Below are 16,441 nucleotides of genomic sequence, written 5' to 3' on the forward strand. Positions count from 1 at the left end.
CTCCGATTGCGTTCGTCGTCACGAGGCCGCGGCCTGGCTCGCCGCTTCGTCCATCCGGGTCAGGAAGACCCGAAACTCGTCGATGTAGGTCGAAACCTCGGGACGCATCCCCCCGTAAAGGTTCTGTTCCAGCATCAACAGGTCTTTCTCCAGGACGTTGCTACAGGTTACGTGCGTCCCCTGGAAATCGACCGTTTGCCCGGCGACCGTCAGGCGAGACGACCGGGCCTCCTGCATGGCCCGGGTCGCCTCCTCCAGCCGTTCGGGATGTTCCGACAGGCTTTCGAGATACCAGAGATAGTGCAGCCGCCAGGCGAGATCGACCTTCTGGCCTCCGTTGAACCGGAGAAAGGTGCTGCACAGGTTCTTCACATGGGCGAACGCGTCCGGCCCGAGACTCGGCACCAGCCCTCGCTTCGGCGAAAGGGTCTGAAGGTAGGAGAAGGGGTCGAGGTCCACCCGTCGGCCGTTGACCATCGCCACCTTGTGATACCCGTCGATCGGGCGATACCGCGAGCGCACCCACTGAGCATCAAGCGCCAGGTTCCAGCTCCCGAAGATCAGATCCTCAGGCGTCAACCCGTCGAAGCGTGCCGTCTCGTAGCCCGCGAAGAGCCACTGGTTGTCCTTCAAGGTCTCGTACATCCGGGCGAAATAGCGGGGATCAATCGGATAGAGGTCGAAGTCGTGGAGGATCGCGTAGCGGCTCTGACAGGCGGCCAGGGCGCGGGTCCAGTTCATCGCCGCGTAAAATTTCGACTGGTTGACCTTCTCCGTGATCCGACCGGCGATCGGCGGGTGAAACTGGAAGTCGAGTGGCAGCTCGGGAAAGCGCTGCCGAATGCTCTCGACAAACGCATCCCCTCCCGGCTGCTTGATCCGGTCGAACACCAGATGCACCCCCACCAGGTCATCCAGGTTCTGCCGACTGACGAACCGCAAGTTGACCGCGAGCAAATGGCGAAGCGCCCAGGGAACCCCCAAAAGAATGCTGAATCCCGGCCGGGGGTCATCCAAACGCGACCAGGTCATCAACGGATTGAGGATCTGCTTGATCAGCTCGCGCTTGTTCAACATGGAGACGCTCGACTCAAAAAAACCAAGAAGGAACCGGATCGTCGGCCTTGGAGCTTCAGCCATCCTCAATCGCCGCGTTTTCGAAAGGTCGTTTTGATCTTAGCTTTTCCGGCGATGGTTGACAGTCCCCCCGCCAACGGATCGAGGATTCCTATGCTGCCCAGCACCCCGACCTCGCCCGCGCTCGCCCCCATCCGGGATGGGCCACGCGGTAGGCGCGGTCGCGGGGGCTCTGATACCTTGAACGCAAGGCATCGGCCCTCGACAATCGGGCCGAGCAAGGGGAGTCGTGCGCACCGGAGTCGCGCAGGCTCCCCCCGCATCAGATTCCTTGAGTGATTCCAATAGCCAACGGGACGGACATGGCCGCGGTCGACCCTTATTCTCCCTGCCCGTGCGGAAGCCAGGAAAAGTACAAGTGGTGCTGCCACAAGGCTGAAGATTGGGCCTTGCGCGCCGAGCGCCTGATCCGCTCCGAGCAGTTCGACCAGGCCCTCAAGGTCATCGACGAGGGGCTCCGCAAGGCCAAGGGGGCCTTCTGGCTCCTCATGCAAAAGGCCATCGTTCACGAGCGGCGCGACGAGCCCGAACCGGCCCGGGAAGCGGTCAACGCCATCCTTCAGGCCAAACCCGATCACCTCGGCGCCCTGGCCCATCGGGTCCAATCGACTCTGATGGCCGAGGGTCCCGAACCGGCCGCGGCCGACCTCCAGGCCGCCCTCACGGCCATGAACCCGGAAGACCGCCCGAAGTTCGCCGGCGTCTTTCGCATGGTCGGCGTCATGCTCGTCCGATCCGGGAGCATTCCGGCGGGAATCGCCCACCTCGAAATCGGCAGCGCGGCCGATTCCGAGGACGACCCGATCGCCCAGCCCGCCCTGCGATCGTTGATGACCGATCCCGGCGTCTCGGCCTGGCTCAAGAATCCGTACGACCTGATGACCACCCCGCCGGGGCTCGATCCCGAGACGCACCAGCGGTTCGAGGCCGCGCTCCAGGCCGCCGATGAAGCCCTCTGGGGCCAGGCCGCCGCCGGGTTCGAGACCCTCTCGGCCGACGGCGTCGCCGAGGCCGACCGCAACCTCGGCCTCTGCCGCCTCTGGATGGCCGACGACACCGGCGCCATCGCCTCCTTCCGCCGCTACTCCAAGTTCACCGGCCCGACCGCCGAGGCCGTCGATCTGGAAGCCCTCTGCCAGCAGATCGAGCCGATCAGCGACGACGACCTCATCGAGCATGTCCGCCTGACCTGGCCCCTGAACAACCGCGACGGTCTGATCCAGGCCCTCAAGGACGCCGAGCAGAAGGACAAAACCGTCGTTTCCGAAGGCGCCGGCCTGATCGACCCGGATGATCCCGAGGCCGAGGAGGTTGACGCCTTTACCCTGCTCGACCGTCCTCGCCCCGAAGCTCGCCCCGGCATGGGCCCCGAGGAGATGGCCCGCGTCGTCGGCCGGGCGATCCTCGGGCAAGACAGCGTCATGCTCGAAGGCTTCGACGTCGGCAAGCAGTTCGATGATTTCCGCGAGCAGTTCATCGCCATTGCCGGAGCGAACATTCCTCCGGCGCAACCGCGGACCGACGTTCTGGAAAAGGTCGCCCGCGTCTCGCTGGCCATGCGCACCGAATGGGCCGTACCCGAAGGGCTCGACCCCGAAGAGGTCCGCCGCATTCAGCGCGAGGAACAGGCGCGGGTGATCCGCGAGGTCTGGCCCGAAACCCCCTTGCCTGGCCTCGGCGGGCGGACCCCTCGTCAGGCGATCAAGGACGGCAACGCCCAGATCCCCCTTCGGGCCGCCTTCTGTCAGCTCGACGCCGGGCGGGTCAATCCAAGCCTCGACCTGCCCGCCCTCCGGGCCGATCTGGGCATCCCCGGCGAGCCGACTCCCGACCCGGCCACGGTCGACATCGAGCGGACCCACCTGGCCCGACTCTTCCGTATCCCGACCGCCCAGCTTTCCGACGACCGCCTCTGGACCCTGTTCCTTCGCAGCCGGAGCTTCGGCCAGCATCGCGCCCTGGAACAAGCCGCCCAGGCCTTGGTCAACCGGCCGAACCTCCTCAATTCCAGGGCCCCCACCGAGCGTTATGCCGTCTTTGGCGATCTGGCCAACCTCACCGCGACTCGGGGCGACTTCGCCGCCGCCCTCGCCTGGATCGAACAGGCCCGCCGCGACGAGCCGAGTGCCCACCGCGGCCCCAACGCCCCCCGATGGGACTTCCTCGCCCTCCGCATCCGGGCGCGAAACGAACCCCCCGAGCAGTGGGTTCCCGAGCTGGCCGTCGTCCTCGACCGCTACCGCGAAGACCGCGCCGCCAGCCAGACGGTCGTTTCGAACCTGCTCGACATGGGCCTGATGCAGATGGTCCCCCACCCCGACCAGCCCGATCAGGTCATGCTCGACAGCCGACCGCTCATGTCCTTGATCTCCCGCTATGGCCCCCGCGTCACGACCGCCTCGGGAGCCCTCGGGGTCTCCGCCTCCCGGCCCGAGATCTGGACCCCCGGCGGACCCAGCAGTTCCGGTAGTGGTGGCGTCTGGACCCCGGACGCTCCCGCCTCGTCAGGGCAGGGGGGCGAACGCAAGATCATCCTGCCGGGTCAGTAAGCCCGATCGTGCCTCTCTCAAAGGGGCTTCTCAGGATAAACTCCGAGGTTCGAACGAGGCTCCCGGGTGGCCCCGGTTGCTCGCCAACCGGGGCGGCACCGCCGCAAGAGGCCGCACCGAAACCGCTCGTCGCTCCGCGCCCCCGCTTGGCACGTGTTGCAACCGGGGCCACCACCTTGTCCGCGAATGGCCACGAAGCGTCGAGCTGGCTGGGGTCTTCCAGCCCCAGTCGCCCGGCCGAATCGACGTTCGAGACGATGTGCTTCGGAGTTCCGAGGCACCATTGAGGTCGGCCAACCCGACCCGAGGCGATGTGATTGATGGCTTCCGACCTTCCCCCCCAGGCCGCCGAGGCCGCCCTGTCGCTCGTTCACGAAGGCTGGCGGCAACTCCAGCTTCAGCGCCCGCTGGCAAGCTGGGCCTGCTGGCAACAGGCCATGCGCCTGAAGCCCGGCGACCGCGCCGCGGACGAAGCACTCGACCGCCTCGCCAATTCCGACGAACTCCCCGAGGTCGCCCGCAAACCCCGACGCCTCGACAACCCCACCGACGACGAAGCCCGAGAGCGCTGGGACGAAACCTTCCGATCCCGCAACCTTGCCAACCTCGCCGACGCCCTCGACGCCTTCGAGGAGCTCTCCGAGGAGGAACCGACCGACACCGCCGCCTGGTCGAACCGCGCCCTCTGCCTCGCCTGGCTTGGTCGCAATGATGAGGCAATCGACGCCCTCGATTACCTCGTCCACCTGACCGCCTCCTCCGATCCCGACCGCGCCGCCGAATCGTGGGCCCTGGCCGAGATCCTCCGCCACGGCGCCGGGGCCGAGCACCGGGCCGACGACCTGAACTACGCCTTCGAGCTTCCCTGGCCCGACGACGCTCCCCCCCCGTTCGACGCCGACGAGGCCGCCGGGGCCGTCCGGGTCGTCCCCATGCCCGTTGATCCGATGACCCTCAAACCGATGGCCCCCGGCGCCCGGATCGTCGAGTGGCTCGACCGCCCGATGCCCCCGAGCGATCCCGAGCCGGCTGCCTCGGACCTGCCGATCGTTCGGGCCGTCGTCATCCTTAACGAGGGCATCCTCCGTTGCTCCAGCCTCCAGCGCGGGGCGATCGAGGAGGTCGAGCGCACCATCGAGGGCCGCCTCGGCCGCGGCCTGGAGTTTGACCGGACCATCTCCCCCTTGCCCCTGGCCATGCTCGACGCCGCCGTGGCCACCGTCCGCCTGCCTGAAGGGCTTTCGATCGACGCTCGAAAACGCCTCCAGGCCGATGCCATCGCCTCCTACTTCGAAACGCGCTGGGTGATCGTCCCTCGAATCGGCCTCGGCGCGGGCCTCGGAGACGAGGAAGGTCCCCCCCAGCGCTCCCCCCTCGAGGCCAGCCGCCTCGGCGCCGAAGGGGATGACGTGATGCGGGCCAAGCTCTCCGGCATCATCCTCGTCCGCGAGCAACTGGCCCAACGCCCCCGATCACGCGAACTTTACCTCGGTTACGACTTCGACCGCCTCCGCCGCCGCCTCGGAATCGACCCGCTCGACGCCCCTCCCGCCGGCGCCGACCTCCCTCTCCAGCCCCGGGACGATTGACGTGACTTCCTCCACCCCCACCCCGACCGAACCGGCCTTTCTCGACACCTTGAAATGGACCGCCGACGGCCTCATCCCGGCCATCGTCCAGGATGCCGAATCGGGCGACGTCCTCATGATGGCCTGGATGGATCGCCCCGCCATCCTCCGCACCCTCGAAACCGGCCAGACCCACTTCTACTCCCGGTCGCGCGGCCAGTCATGGCACAAAGGCGGCAGCTCCGGCCACGTGCAGCACGTCGAGGAAATTCGGCTCGACTGCGACGCCGACGTGCTCCTCATCCGCGCCCGCCAAATCGGCGGCGCCTGTCACGAAGGCTACCGCTCCTGTTTCTTCCGCAAGGTCACGCCCGACGGACAGCTCGAAACCACCGGCTCCCCCGTCTTCGACCCCGGCGCGGTTTACGGCCAGGGGCATTGATCGCTCGGCGGTCGATTCCCACCCCGATCGTCGCTTCTCCCGAACATCTCTCCCCGAACCCGGGTCGAGTTGGGTAAACTAGTCATTTCCCCGCCCCAACGTGCCCGCCAACGCACGAGCGCGATTCAACAAGGAACCTGTACGATGCGCAAGCCGCGCCTCATGGCCCCCGGCCCCGCTCCGGTCCCCGAAGAAGTCATGCTGGAGATGGCCAAGCCGGTCATCCACTCCCGAGACCCCCGCACCAAGGAGGGGATCAAGCACGCGGTCCAGGGGCTCCAGGAGATCCTGAAAACCTCCAACGACGTCGCCATCCTTGCCGCCACCGGCACCGGAGCGATGGAAGCCGCCGCTCTGCACGCCGTCCCGCCCGGCAAGAAAGCCCTGGTCCTGAACGCCGGCTGGTTCGGCCTGCGATGGGCGAAGATCTGCCAGGCTCACGGCATCGCCTTCGAGACGCTCGACTTCGAATGGGGTCAGCCCGTCGACCCCGACCGCGTGGCCGAGGCCCTCAAGGGACGTTCCGACATCGCCGTCGTCATGGGCACCCTTAGCGAGACCTCGACCGGCACCGGACACCCCATCGAGACCATCGGCAAGGTCGTCGCTGAGACCGACGCGCTGTTCGCCGTCGATGGCATTTCCGGCGTCGGCGCGATGGAGTGCCACGTCGATGCCTGGAAGATCGACTTCCTCTGCGTCGGCTCGCAGAAGGCCCTCATGCTGCCCCCCGGCCTGGCCTTCGTCACCGTCAGCCCGAAGGCCTGGGCTGTCATCGACACCTTCGAGCCGAAAGCCTTCTACTTCGGCCTGAAGGCCGCCCGCAAGAAGCTGGCCGACTGGGATACGCCGTACACCCCGGCCCACACCCTGATCTTCGGCCTGAACAAGTCCCTCAGCATGATCCGCGCCGAGGGAATCGAAAACGTCTGGGCCCGCCACAAGGCGATGAGCGAGGCCTGCCAGGCCGGCGTCAAGGCCCTCGGCCTCGAACTGTTCAGCGCCCGCCCGGCTGAGGGGCTCACCGCCTTCGTCGTGCCCGAAGGCCTGAAGGACACCGACATCCGCAAGAAGCTCGACGAGCGCTTCGGCATCACCGTCGTCGGCGGTCAGGACAAGCTCAAGGGCAAGATCGTCCGGATCGGCCACATGGGCTACAATGACGAGGTCGACGTCGTCGGCGCCCTCGCCGCGCTGGAGATGGTCCTCGCCCAGCTTGGCCACGAGTTCGAACCCGGTGCCGGCGTCTCCGCCGCTCAGCGGGCGCTGATTGGCCAGGGAAGCCCGGTCGGGGCGGCCTGATTGCCTTGTTGATGTTCGCTCCTCCTCTCCGCGTCTCAGGAGAGGAGGGGTTTCGATCGCATCTCCGCAGGAGGCGATGCGATCTCCGTCACCGGACCATTGATTCCTCTCAAAACGATTGCAAGTGGAGCCTGATCGACGTGCCCTATCGCGTGCTGGTCACCGACAAAGTGTCTGAAGAAGGCCTTGCCCTGCTCAGGGCCGAGCCCGACTTCGAGGTCATCGTCCGAACCGACCTGGCCAAGGACGTGCCCGGCCTGAAGGCCGCCCTGGCCGAGTCCGATGCCCTGGTCGTCCGCTCGGGAACCCAGGTCACGGCCGACGTCTTGCAAGGCCAGACCCGCCTGAAGGCGATCGCCCGCGCCGGGGTCGGCGTCGACAACATCGACGTGCCGGCCGCCACCCAGAACGGCATCGTCGTGATGAACACGCCGGGCGGGAACACCGTCTCGACGGCCGAGCACACGATGGCCCTCATCCTCTCGCTCGCCCGCAACGTCCCTCAGGCGAATGAGAGCCTCAAGGCCGGCCGATGGGACCGCAACAAGCTCACCGGCCGCCAGCTCGAAGGCAAGACCCTCGGCATCATCGGCATGGGCCGCGTCGGCCAGACCGTCGCGAAACAGGCCCTCGGCTTCTCGATGCGCGTGATCGGCTTCGACCCTTTCCTCTCGGCCGAACGCGCGACCGAGCTGGGCATCGAAAGCGTGCCCCACCTGCACGAGCTCTGGGGCCAGTGCGACTACATCACCCTGCATACCCCCCTGACCGCCGACACCCGCAACCTCATCAACGCCGAGACGCTCAAGCAGATGCGCCCCGGCGTCCGCATCATCAACTGCGCCCGAGGCGGCCTGATCGAGCCCGAGGCCCTGAAAGAGGCCCTCGACTCCGGCCACGTCGCAGGGGCCGCGGTTGACGTCTTCGACCCCGAGCCTCCCCCGGCCGATCACCCCCTGGTCAACCACCCGAAGGTGGTCGTCACCCCCCACCTCGGCGCCTCGACCGAGGAGGCCCAGGTTGCCGTCGCCGAGGAGGCCGCCCGCCTCCTGGCCGACTTCCTCGCCCGCGGCCAGGTCCGGTTCGCCGTCAACATGGCGACCCTCAACCGCGCCGAGATGGAAGACCTCCGCCAGTACCTCGACCTCGCCCGCCGCCTCGGCATGCTCCACGCCCAGATGGACCGCGGGATCATCCGATCGGCCACCCTCCGCTACCGGGGCGAGGTCGCGGCCAAGAACACCCGGCTCATCACCGCCGCCTTCGCCGCCGGCTGGATGGAAACCGCCCTCCAGGGTCAGGTCAACCTCGTCAACGCCGAGGCCCGCCTGAAAGAGCGCGGCATCACCCTGACCGAGGAAAAATCGACCGAGCCCGGCGACTTCGCCTCGATGATCCAGAGCGAGGTCGTCACCGACCGCAAAACCTACGTCGCTTCCGGCACCACCTTCGGCCGCGAGTTCCTCCGCCTCGTCCGGCTCGGCCCCTACCGGCTCGACGCTCACCTCGACGGCACCCTGTTCATCTTCACGCACAACGACCGCCCCGGCCTGATCGGCGCCATCGGCACCGAGTTCGGCAAGCGCGGCGTCAACATCGCCCAGATGAACGTCGGCCGCGAGACCCAGGGGGGCGAGGCCATCGGCGTCGTCAACCTCGACGCCGTTCCCGACGAGGCCGCGCTGAAGGCCGTCTCCGAGCTGCCCGACATGCTCAGCGTCAGCCTCATCCGCCTGCCCGCCCACAACGAGCTGCCGAGCTGGCTTCAGCTCTGAGCCGAGTGCTCCAGACCACCTCTGGCACCGGGATTGCACCGCGATCAGTCATGAGCAGGTGCGGGGTCGATCGATGGATGCTTCGATCCGATCGATCGACCCCGCACCTCCGACCGATCCCACTGCACAGAGGTCATCCCATCATGCCCCGCTCCACCGCCGACTCCCCCCCCCAGACTCCCCAGGTCCAGCTCGACCGCGAGGCCTGGGTGCGGACGGTGGCCCTGGCCGTCATCGCCGCCGTGCTGGTGCTGGCCGCCAGCACCCAGATGACTGGCCTGATCATCCCCTTGATCCTCGCCCTGGTCTTCGCCATCGCCTTGCACCCGATCGCCCACTGGATCGAGCGCCGAGGTCTGGGCCGGGGCGTGGCCAGTATCCTCTGCACGGCGATCATTGCCCTGGTCTTCCTGGCTGCCATTGGCCTGGTGGTCGCCCAGGCCGGGCAAGTCGTCCAGAACTCGGATCGCTACTTCGAGCAGTTCAGCCGGCTTGCCTCGAAAGCCACTGACACCTTGCGAGACATCCCGGCCCTCGGAGCCCTGACCGAACCCGAGGTGATGACCGGCGGCGCGGCCGACGAGGCATCGGGCGAGGCCGCCTCCAGAGACGAATCCACGCGTCCCCCGGCGGATTCGGAACGGGCAACGAACTCCGGCTCCACAGAATCCTCCGGCTCGGAGTCAGGCGCGCAAATCACCTCGCAACATTACTGGACCCAAAAGATCCGGGAAAATGCCGGGGCGATCGGTCAGTGGCTCCTCCACAGCGTCGGCGGAGTCCTCGGCGTGCTGGGGCAGGTCGTCGTCTTCCTGTTCCTGATCCTCTACATCCTCTACACCCGAGGCATCTGGTCCGATCGGATCATCCAGGCCGGCAGGGCGTTGGGCATGGACCTGCAGGCGAAGGACCTCGAGCGCATGGGCCAGTCCATTAGCGGCTGGGTCGGCTGCGTCTTGCTCGTTGCGACCGGCTATGCGGTCACGATCACCCTGGTGAGTTGGTTGATCGGTCTTCCCCAGTGGGGACTCTGGGGCCTGATGACCGGCCTGCTCGTCCTGGTTCCCTATTTCGGAGCCCTGATCGCCGGCACGATGCTGGTGATCGTGGCCGCGATCACCAGCCAGGCCCTCTGGCCTCCTCTGGTAATGCTGGGCGTCTACATCCTGCTCCAGACCCTGGAAAGCTACGTCATCCTGCCGATGCTCTACGGCGACGCCATCTCGATCGACCCGCTGGCCGTTCTCGTCGGCGTCCTCTTCTTCGGCTTCCTCTGGGGTCCACTCGGCTTCGTCACCGCCTTGCCGGTGATGGTCCTGATCCGGGGCTTCGTCGAGGCCACCCCCGGCTCCACTCCGATCAAGGCCCTGTTCGGAACCGACGGGAGGAATTCGTAGACCGCCCCAACCCCTCAACCCTCTCATCCACAAACCACCACCGGCCCCTCAGCCCTCCCCCCGCTCGTGGGGGAGCCGGTAGCCGAACGTCGGATGCGAGAGCATTCCCAACCCTCCCCCCGCTCGTGGGGGAGCCGGTGGCCGAAGGCCGGGTGAAGGGGCCTCCGCCAGGTCAAACACACCGCGAGAGGCACGCTCGAACAGCCCAAGCGTCCCCCTCCTCCCACCAGGAACAGAGCGAGAGGAGGGGATCGAGAAGAACGTTTTCAAGCATCCTCAATCGAGCGACACCGTCACCGTCTTCTGCTCGATGTAATTGTCGAGCGCCTTCTCTCCCAGCTCCCGGCCAATGCCGCTGGCCTTGAACCCACCGAACGGCGCGGCGGCATCAAACACGTCGTAGCAGTTGACCCAGACCGTCCCCGCCCGAACCCGGTTGGCGATCGCGTGCGCTTTGCCGATATCTCGGGTCCAGACCGCCGCGGCCAGACCGTAATCGGTCGTGTTGGCGCGCTCGACGACTTCATCAATCTCCCGGAACTTCAGGACCTGCATGACCGGCCCGAAGATCTCGTCGGTGGCGATCGCCATGTCGTCCTTCACATCGGCGAACACGGTGGGCTTGATGAAATACCCCTTGTCGCCGAACCGCTCGCCGCCGGACACGCAGCGGGCCCCTTGCTCCTTGCCTTTCTCGATGTAGCCGAGAATCTTCTCGAACTGCTCACGATCGACCTGCGGCCCTTGTTCGGTGTCCGGGTCGAACGGGTCGCCGAGCCGTCGGGCGCTGCTCTTGTCGGCCAGACGTTCGACCATCTCATCATAGACCGATTCTTGCACGAACAACCGGCTGCCTGCGCAGCAGCACTGCCCCTGGTTCAGGTACAGGCCGAGCATCGCGCCATCGACCGCCTTCTCCAGGTCGGCATCGGCGAACACGATGTTCGGGCTCTTGCCGCCCAGTTCCAGCGTCACCCGCTTCAGGGTGTTCGACGCATTCCGCATGATCAGCTTGCCGACCTCGGTCGATCCCGTAAACGCGACCTTATCGACCCCCGGATGATCGACCAGCGCCGATCCCGCCCCCGGCCCATAACCGGGCACAATGTTGATGACCCCCTCGGGGAACCCGGCCTCCATCGCCAACTCTCCCATGCGGAGGCAGGACAGGGGGGTCTGCTCGGCCGGCTTCATCACGATCGTGCAGCCGGCGGCCAGCGCCGGGCCCCACTTCCAGGCGACCATCAGCATCGGGAAATTCCACGGGATGATCTGCCCCGCGACCCCGACCGGCTCCTTCCTCGTGTAGCTGAAGAAGTTCCCTCGAATCGGAATCGTCTGCCCGTGAATCTTGTCGGCCCAGCCGGCGTAATAGCGCAGGCAATCGACCACCAGCGGCAGGTCGCCGTTGCGTGCTTCGCTCAACGGCTTGCCGTTGTCGAGCGACTCCAGGGCGGCCAGCTCGTCGATTTGCGACTCCATCAAATCGGCAAGTTTATTCAGGAGTCGGCCCCGATCCCGGGCGTCCATCGTCCGCCAGGGGCCTGTGTCGAACGCCTTCCGCGCGGCCTTGACCGCCAGATCAATATCGGCGGCGTCTCCCTCGGCCACCTGCGCGATGACCTCCTCGGTCGCCGGGTTGATCGTCTCGAAGGTCTTTCCGCTGACGCTGTCGCGCCACTGGCCGTTAATCAGGAGTTTCGTCTGAAACGAGCGATTGAGCGTCGGTCGGGCCTCGGTCGCCGTGGCCATGAGTGGACCTCCGTTCTCGGTTCGGTCTTGCCGGGACAGGAAGGGTGGAGAGGAACCCGTTTTTCCCGATCAAGGGTCGGGAAAGGGCACTCGATCATCTTATCCCCCCGGCTCCGACCGGCTCAACCCGCGCGATCGGCCGAGCCACATTGTTCAACAACGGAGCCGGTTCGTGCTTACACGGGGAATTCTCGCGTGATAGAGTCAACGTTCCGGCGTGGGGTCGCGCCGGATGCTTCGATGGATCTTTTGTTTCTCAACCGCGCGGAGGCCATCCCTGATGTCTCAGGACAACCGCAACGACGTCCGCCCTGATTCGGTTTCTCGTCGCCAGTTTGTCCGCACCGTCGGTGGTGCGGCCGCCCTCAGCGGCCTGGCTCCGCTGGTCAATGCCCACGCCGCCTTCATCGGCGACGGGCCGAGCCACAGCAGCGCGGCCGAAACCGCCGCCGCTCGGCTGTTCGAATCGCTCAAACCCGAGCAACGCGAGGTGCTCTGCTTCCCCTACGATCACCCGCTCCGCACTCGGATCAGCGCCAACTGGGCCATCACCGAGCCGACCATCGGCCAGCTCGACACCGAGCAGCAGATGCTCGTCGAAGACATCGTCCGAGGCGTCACCAGCCCCGAAGGCTACGACCGCTTCCGCATCCAGATGGATCAGGACTCCGGCGGCTTCGAGGAATACCACATCGCCCTCTTCGGCAAGCCCGACTCCGATCAGTTCGAATTCGAGATGACTGGCCGTCACCTGACCCTCCGCGCCGACGGCAACAGCAACCCCGGCGCCGCCTTCGGCGGCCCGATCGTCTACGGCCACGGCGAAGGCGACGCCAAGAAGGGGCTGCCCGGCAACGTCTTCTACTACCAGACCGTCAAGGCCAACCAGGTCTTCGGCGCCCTCGACGGCAAGCAGCGCGAGCTCGCCCTCGTCGAGAAGGCCCCCCGCGAAACCGCCGTCGAACTCCAGGGCGAAGGCGCTTCGTTCCCCGGCATCTGCCTCTGCGAGCTGTCGAGCGACCAGAAAGAACTGGTCGAATCGGTCATCCGCGTCCTCCTCGACCCCTACCGCTCCGAGGACGTCGAGGAAGCCATGTCCATCATCGAAGCCGGCGGTGGTCTCGACGCCTTGCACATGGCCTTCTACAAGGAAGGCGACCTCGGCGACGACAGCGAATGGGACATCTGGCGTCTCGAAGGCCCCACCTTCGTCTGGCACTTCCGCGGTGCTCCTCACGTCCACACCTACGTGAACATCGCCAAGAAGGTCTGAGCCGACCCCGTTCGCTCAAACTCGGGCGGGTGGCACTGGTGACTCACCAGTGCTCCCGTCCTCGCAGTCGTTTCCAGGCCTTGCGTGTTCGGACGCTCCACGACACGCAAGCGTCCATTCGACTCCATGCCCGGAGCCTCCCCTCGCTCGCCCCTCACCTCCCGAGGCGCACCCAATGACCATCACCCGACGCTCCTTCGTCCGATCGGCCGCCGCCGGGGCCTTCGCCGCCATGCCCGGTATCCTCCAGGCGAAGCAAGATCACACTTATTCGACCGCCCTGATCGGGTCGGGCTGGTGGGGAACCAACATCCTCCGCGAAGCCATCGCCTCCGGCCGATGCCGGCCCGTCGCCCTCTGCGACGTGGACGACTCGCAAATCGCCGCCTGCAAATCCACCCTCGGCGGCATGCTCCCTGATTCGATCAAGATCTACAAAGATTTCCGCGAGCTGCTCGACGAGCAAAAACCCGACATCGCCATCGTCGCCACTCCCGACCACTGGCACCCGCTCATCACCATCGCCGCGTGCGACGCCGGGGCTCACGTCTACGTCGAGAAGCCGATCGGCCACACGATCCTCGAAGGCAAGGCCATGGTCGCCGCCGCTCGGCGCAACGATCGCGTCGTTCAGGTCGGCACCCATCGCCGCGTCTCGCCGCACAACATCGCCGGTATGGAGATGCTTCGAGACGGCACCGTGGGCGATGTCGGCATGGTCCGCGCCTTCGTCCACTACGGCGGCGGCCCCGAGGAACCGAGCCCGAACGATGATCCCCCCGCCGGGCTCGACTGGGACCTCTGGTGCGGCCCCGCCCCCCTCCGCCCCTTCAACAGCAAGCTCCATCCCAAAGGGTTCCGCAACTTCCTCGACCTCGCCAACGGCACCCTCGGCGACTGGGGCATCCACTGGATGGATCAAGTGCTTATGTGGTCCGACGAGGTCGCGCCGAAGACCGTCTTCTCCACCGGCGGCCGACCGATCGCCGGCCCCGCCATCAACGACGGCGAGCGCCTGACCACCGACGCCCCCGACCATCAAATCGCCGCCTTCGAGTTCGACAACTTCTCCCTCAGCTGGGAGCATCGCCGCTTCGCCGGCAACACCGCCGAGAAGACCCACCCCCAGCAGGCCGTCGGCTGCTACTTCTACGGCACCAACGGCACTCTGCACATCGGCTGGCTCGACGGCACCACCTTCTACCCCCGAGACGCCAAGCGCGCCGCCGTCAACGTCCCCGCCCAGCTTCACGAGCCCGATCAGCAAAACATCCGAGAACTCTGGGCCGACTTCCTCGACGCCATCGCCTCCGGCCGCCGACCCGTCTCCGACATCGAGATCGGCCACCACTCGACCAACCTCAGCCTCCTCGGCATGCTCTCCTACAAGCTCGGCCGCAGCATCCACTGGGACCACGATTCGCACACTATCCCCGGCGACGACAAGGCCAATGCCCTCCTGCGCCGCGAGTATCGATCCCCCTGGACCTATCCGATTTGACAGCCCTCTGAACCCGCCGCCAGCCCTTTCTGAGGGGGAAGCGAGGTTCTCATCGGATCGAGACCTGGCCGATCAGCCCTTTCGCGTTTCCAGTTCCTTCAGAATCCCCACCAGCAGCTCCGGCTCCCGTTTCTGCATCAGATGCTCGATTCGGGAGGCGGGGAACTCCATCTTCGTCAAGATGTCGGCCGCCTGCTTCCACAGGCGGTCGCTCTTCTTCCCTTCGGCAAGGTAGATCTCGGCGATCAGGTCGGAAAGCCGTTGCGACTTGATCGCGTCAAAATTCTGATAATATCGCTTGATGATTTTCTGCTGATGCGGCGAATAATCGCGGTCGGCCATTGGTGAAAGACTCCGTTCCAGATTCCGATTAGTCGAATTTCGGGGGTTTTCGCAGTTTCTTGGTGGTCGAGCGTTGTTTCTTCTGCTCAGCGCGGCGCACCTTCGAGCCAAGCGTCGGCTTGGTCGCAATTCTCGGCTTCGGCGGCGTGGCGGCTTCCAGAACGAGGTCGCGGACCTTGTCCAGGCAATCGTCGATGTTCCGCAGGCGGTCTCTCGTGCGCTGCGACGAGACGATCAGATCCCCCTCGGTCGTCAGACGACTGCCGATCTGCCGTATCAGACGACGGCGGACCGGCTCGGGCAGGCTCGGGCTGTCTCCCGGCCTCCAGCGCAAGACGGCCTTGGTGGCGACCTTGTTGACGTTTTGTCCGCCAGGCCCGCCGGATCGGATGTAATCGAATTGGAATTCGTCCATCGGGATCGAAATCCGGTCGTTGATCCGAAGCATGTCCGCCCCCTTCGGTGCGTCTCGATGCCACGAGACGAGCCCCCCGGCTCGCAAGGTCCGGGGGGCTCGCTCGATCGTTCGTCTTTATCCTAACGACCGCAAGGGGGGTCGGTCAGGTTCAGATCATCCGCGACCGCATCCAGATCATCGGGCCGAGGGGCCCCCGTGCTGGCCGTAGTCGATCGTAATCGTCGGGGCCGACACGGGTCGGGTCGAGACGGCCGGCTGCACCGGCATCCGGATCGACGGTCCTCGCAAGGTCGAGGTCGCTGCCGGGGTGGCGGTCGAGGCCCCCCCTCGGTTCGCCAGGCTGATCACCGGGCCGCTCCCCAGGGTCACGCCGGGGTCTCGGGTCGTTCCCCCCCCCAGCGTCGCCGCCGGAGACGGCTGACCAAGGACCAGGCCAGGGTTTCGGACGGGAGCAGGAGCCGGAGCCGGAGTTGGGGAAGGGGCCGGCGTCTGGAAGAACTGCCGGGCGAGTGCCGCCTGAGTCGGCACCGAGCCGAGCGTTCCGTGAATCGCCGGGGCGAGCACTTCCCGGAGTCTCGGTCCCTGTCCCGGCAGCAAGCCTTCGTACAGGGCGAACGGCTGCGGCGGCGGAGTCGGGGCCGGCTGAGGCACCACGTTGATGCCCGCCATGAACATCGAGGCGTCTCGGTTATAGATCTCGAACGGGCTCTCGAACTTCGTCCCGTCGTTCAGCTGGCCGGTCAGGGTCACCATCGTGGCCCCGGGCGGCAAGGGGTCGAGATCGGTGCTCAGGAACACGTACGTGGCGTCCAGGTACGGGTCCCGATTGGCAAAGCCCGTGAAGACCGACACCGGCTCAGCCCCAGAGAGGCGCACCGTCGGCGTCGCAATCTCCTCGACGTTGAACCGAGGCGACCCGAAGACGTTGACCCGAACCAGTTGCGGATGCGCCGTGTTGACCACCCGGTGCTGGTGCGGATTGACC

Annotated in this window: 12 protein-coding genes and 1 pseudogene; 8 read left to right on the forward strand and 5 right to left on the reverse strand. The window is 66.3% G+C overall.

Translation table 11 applies throughout. The annotated features are described in order from the left end of the window. Nucleotides 1-18: 18 nt before the first annotated feature. Nucleotides 19-1,077, reverse strand: a complete 1,059-nt coding sequence (locus tag GA615_RS13005) for a hypothetical protein (RefSeq protein ID WP_152051731.1) — start codon at nt 1,075-1,077, stop codon at nt 19-21. Between the two features lie 362 nt (nt 1,078-1,439). On the opposite strand from GA615_RS13005, the gene GA615_RS13010 reads away from it, so the two are divergent. The 6 genes from GA615_RS13010 to GA615_RS13035 all read left to right on the forward strand — a co-directional run bounded on the left by GA615_RS13010 (nt 1,440) and on the right by GA615_RS13035 (nt 10,170). Continuing rightward, on the forward strand, nt 1,440-3,686 hold the full coding sequence (locus tag GA615_RS13010; RefSeq protein ID WP_152051732.1) for an SEC-C domain-containing protein: 2,247 nt from the start codon (nt 1,440-1,442) through the stop codon (nt 3,684-3,686). 320 nt (nt 3,687-4,006) lie between these two features. Further along, nucleotides 4,007-5,275: a hypothetical protein gene (locus GA615_RS13015; RefSeq protein WP_152051733.1), complete on the forward strand. Its 1,269-nt coding sequence runs from the start codon at nt 4,007-4,009 to the stop codon at nt 5,273-5,275. Between the two features lies 1 nt (nt 5,276). Next, nucleotides 5,277-5,696, forward strand: coding sequence for a phosphoribosyl-AMP cyclohydrolase (hisI, locus tag GA615_RS13020; RefSeq protein ID WP_152051734.1), 420 nt, complete (start codon nt 5,277-5,279; stop codon nt 5,694-5,696). A gap of 144 nt (nt 5,697-5,840) precedes the next feature. Then, complete coding sequence (locus tag GA615_RS13025; RefSeq protein WP_152051735.1) at nt 5,841-6,998, forward strand: pyridoxal-phosphate-dependent aminotransferase family protein; 1,158 nt, start codon at nt 5,841-5,843, stop codon at nt 6,996-6,998. A 140-nt stretch (nt 6,999-7,138) separates the two neighbouring features. Continuing rightward, nucleotides 7,139-8,773 (forward strand): phosphoglycerate dehydrogenase, encoded by a 1,635-nt coding sequence (serA, locus tag GA615_RS13030; RefSeq protein ID WP_152051736.1) that lies wholly within the window; start codon nt 7,139-7,141, stop codon nt 8,771-8,773. A gap of 143 nt (nt 8,774-8,916) precedes the next feature. After that, nucleotides 8,917-10,170 (forward strand): AI-2E family transporter, encoded by a 1,254-nt coding sequence (locus GA615_RS13035; RefSeq protein ID WP_161602312.1) that lies wholly within the window; start codon nt 8,917-8,919, stop codon nt 10,168-10,170. A 276-nt stretch (nt 10,171-10,446) separates the two neighbouring features. On the opposite strand, the gene GA615_RS13040 is transcribed toward GA615_RS13035, so the two are convergent. Next, a complete protein-coding gene (locus GA615_RS13040) occupies nt 10,447-11,922 on the reverse strand; it encodes an aldehyde dehydrogenase family protein (RefSeq protein WP_152051738.1) in 1,476 nt (491 codons plus the stop codon). Nucleotides 11,923-12,202: 280 nt separating this feature from the next. On the opposite strand from GA615_RS13040, the gene GA615_RS13045 reads away from it, so the two are divergent. Both GA615_RS13045 and GA615_RS13050 read left to right on the forward strand, forming a co-directional pair. Next, nucleotides 12,203-13,195, forward strand: a complete 993-nt coding sequence (locus tag GA615_RS13045; protein WP_152051739.1) for a DUF3500 domain-containing protein — start codon at nt 12,203-12,205, stop codon at nt 13,193-13,195. Nucleotides 13,196-13,376: 181 nt separating this feature from the next. Beyond that, nucleotides 13,377-14,696 carry a Gfo/Idh/MocA family protein gene (locus GA615_RS13050; RefSeq protein WP_390622229.1) on the forward strand — a complete coding sequence of 440 codons (1,320 nt, stop codon included), beginning with the start codon at nt 13,377-13,379 and terminating at the stop codon, nt 14,694-14,696. 72 nt (nt 14,697-14,768) lie between these two features. On the opposite strand, the gene GA615_RS13055 is transcribed toward GA615_RS13050, so the two are convergent. The 3 genes and pseudogenes from GA615_RS13055 to GA615_RS27445 all read right to left on the reverse strand — a co-directional run. Further along, nucleotides 14,769-15,038, reverse strand: a complete 270-nt coding sequence (locus GA615_RS13055) for a hypothetical protein (RefSeq protein WP_152051741.1) — start codon at nt 15,036-15,038, stop codon at nt 14,769-14,771. A gap of 28 nt (nt 15,039-15,066) precedes the next feature. Then, nucleotides 15,067-15,486, reverse strand: a complete 420-nt coding sequence (gene arfB, locus GA615_RS13060) for an alternative ribosome rescue aminoacyl-tRNA hydrolase ArfB (protein WP_152051742.1) — start codon at nt 15,484-15,486, stop codon at nt 15,067-15,069. Nucleotides 15,487-15,630: 144 nt separating this feature from the next. After that, nucleotides 15,631-16,441 (reverse strand): annotated as a pseudogene (locus GA615_RS27445) (hypothetical protein); the annotation flags it as partial.

Source organism: Tautonia marina, from assembly GCF_009177065.1.
Taxonomy (GTDB): Bacteria; Planctomycetota; Planctomycetia; order Isosphaerales; family Isosphaeraceae; genus Tautonia; species Tautonia marina.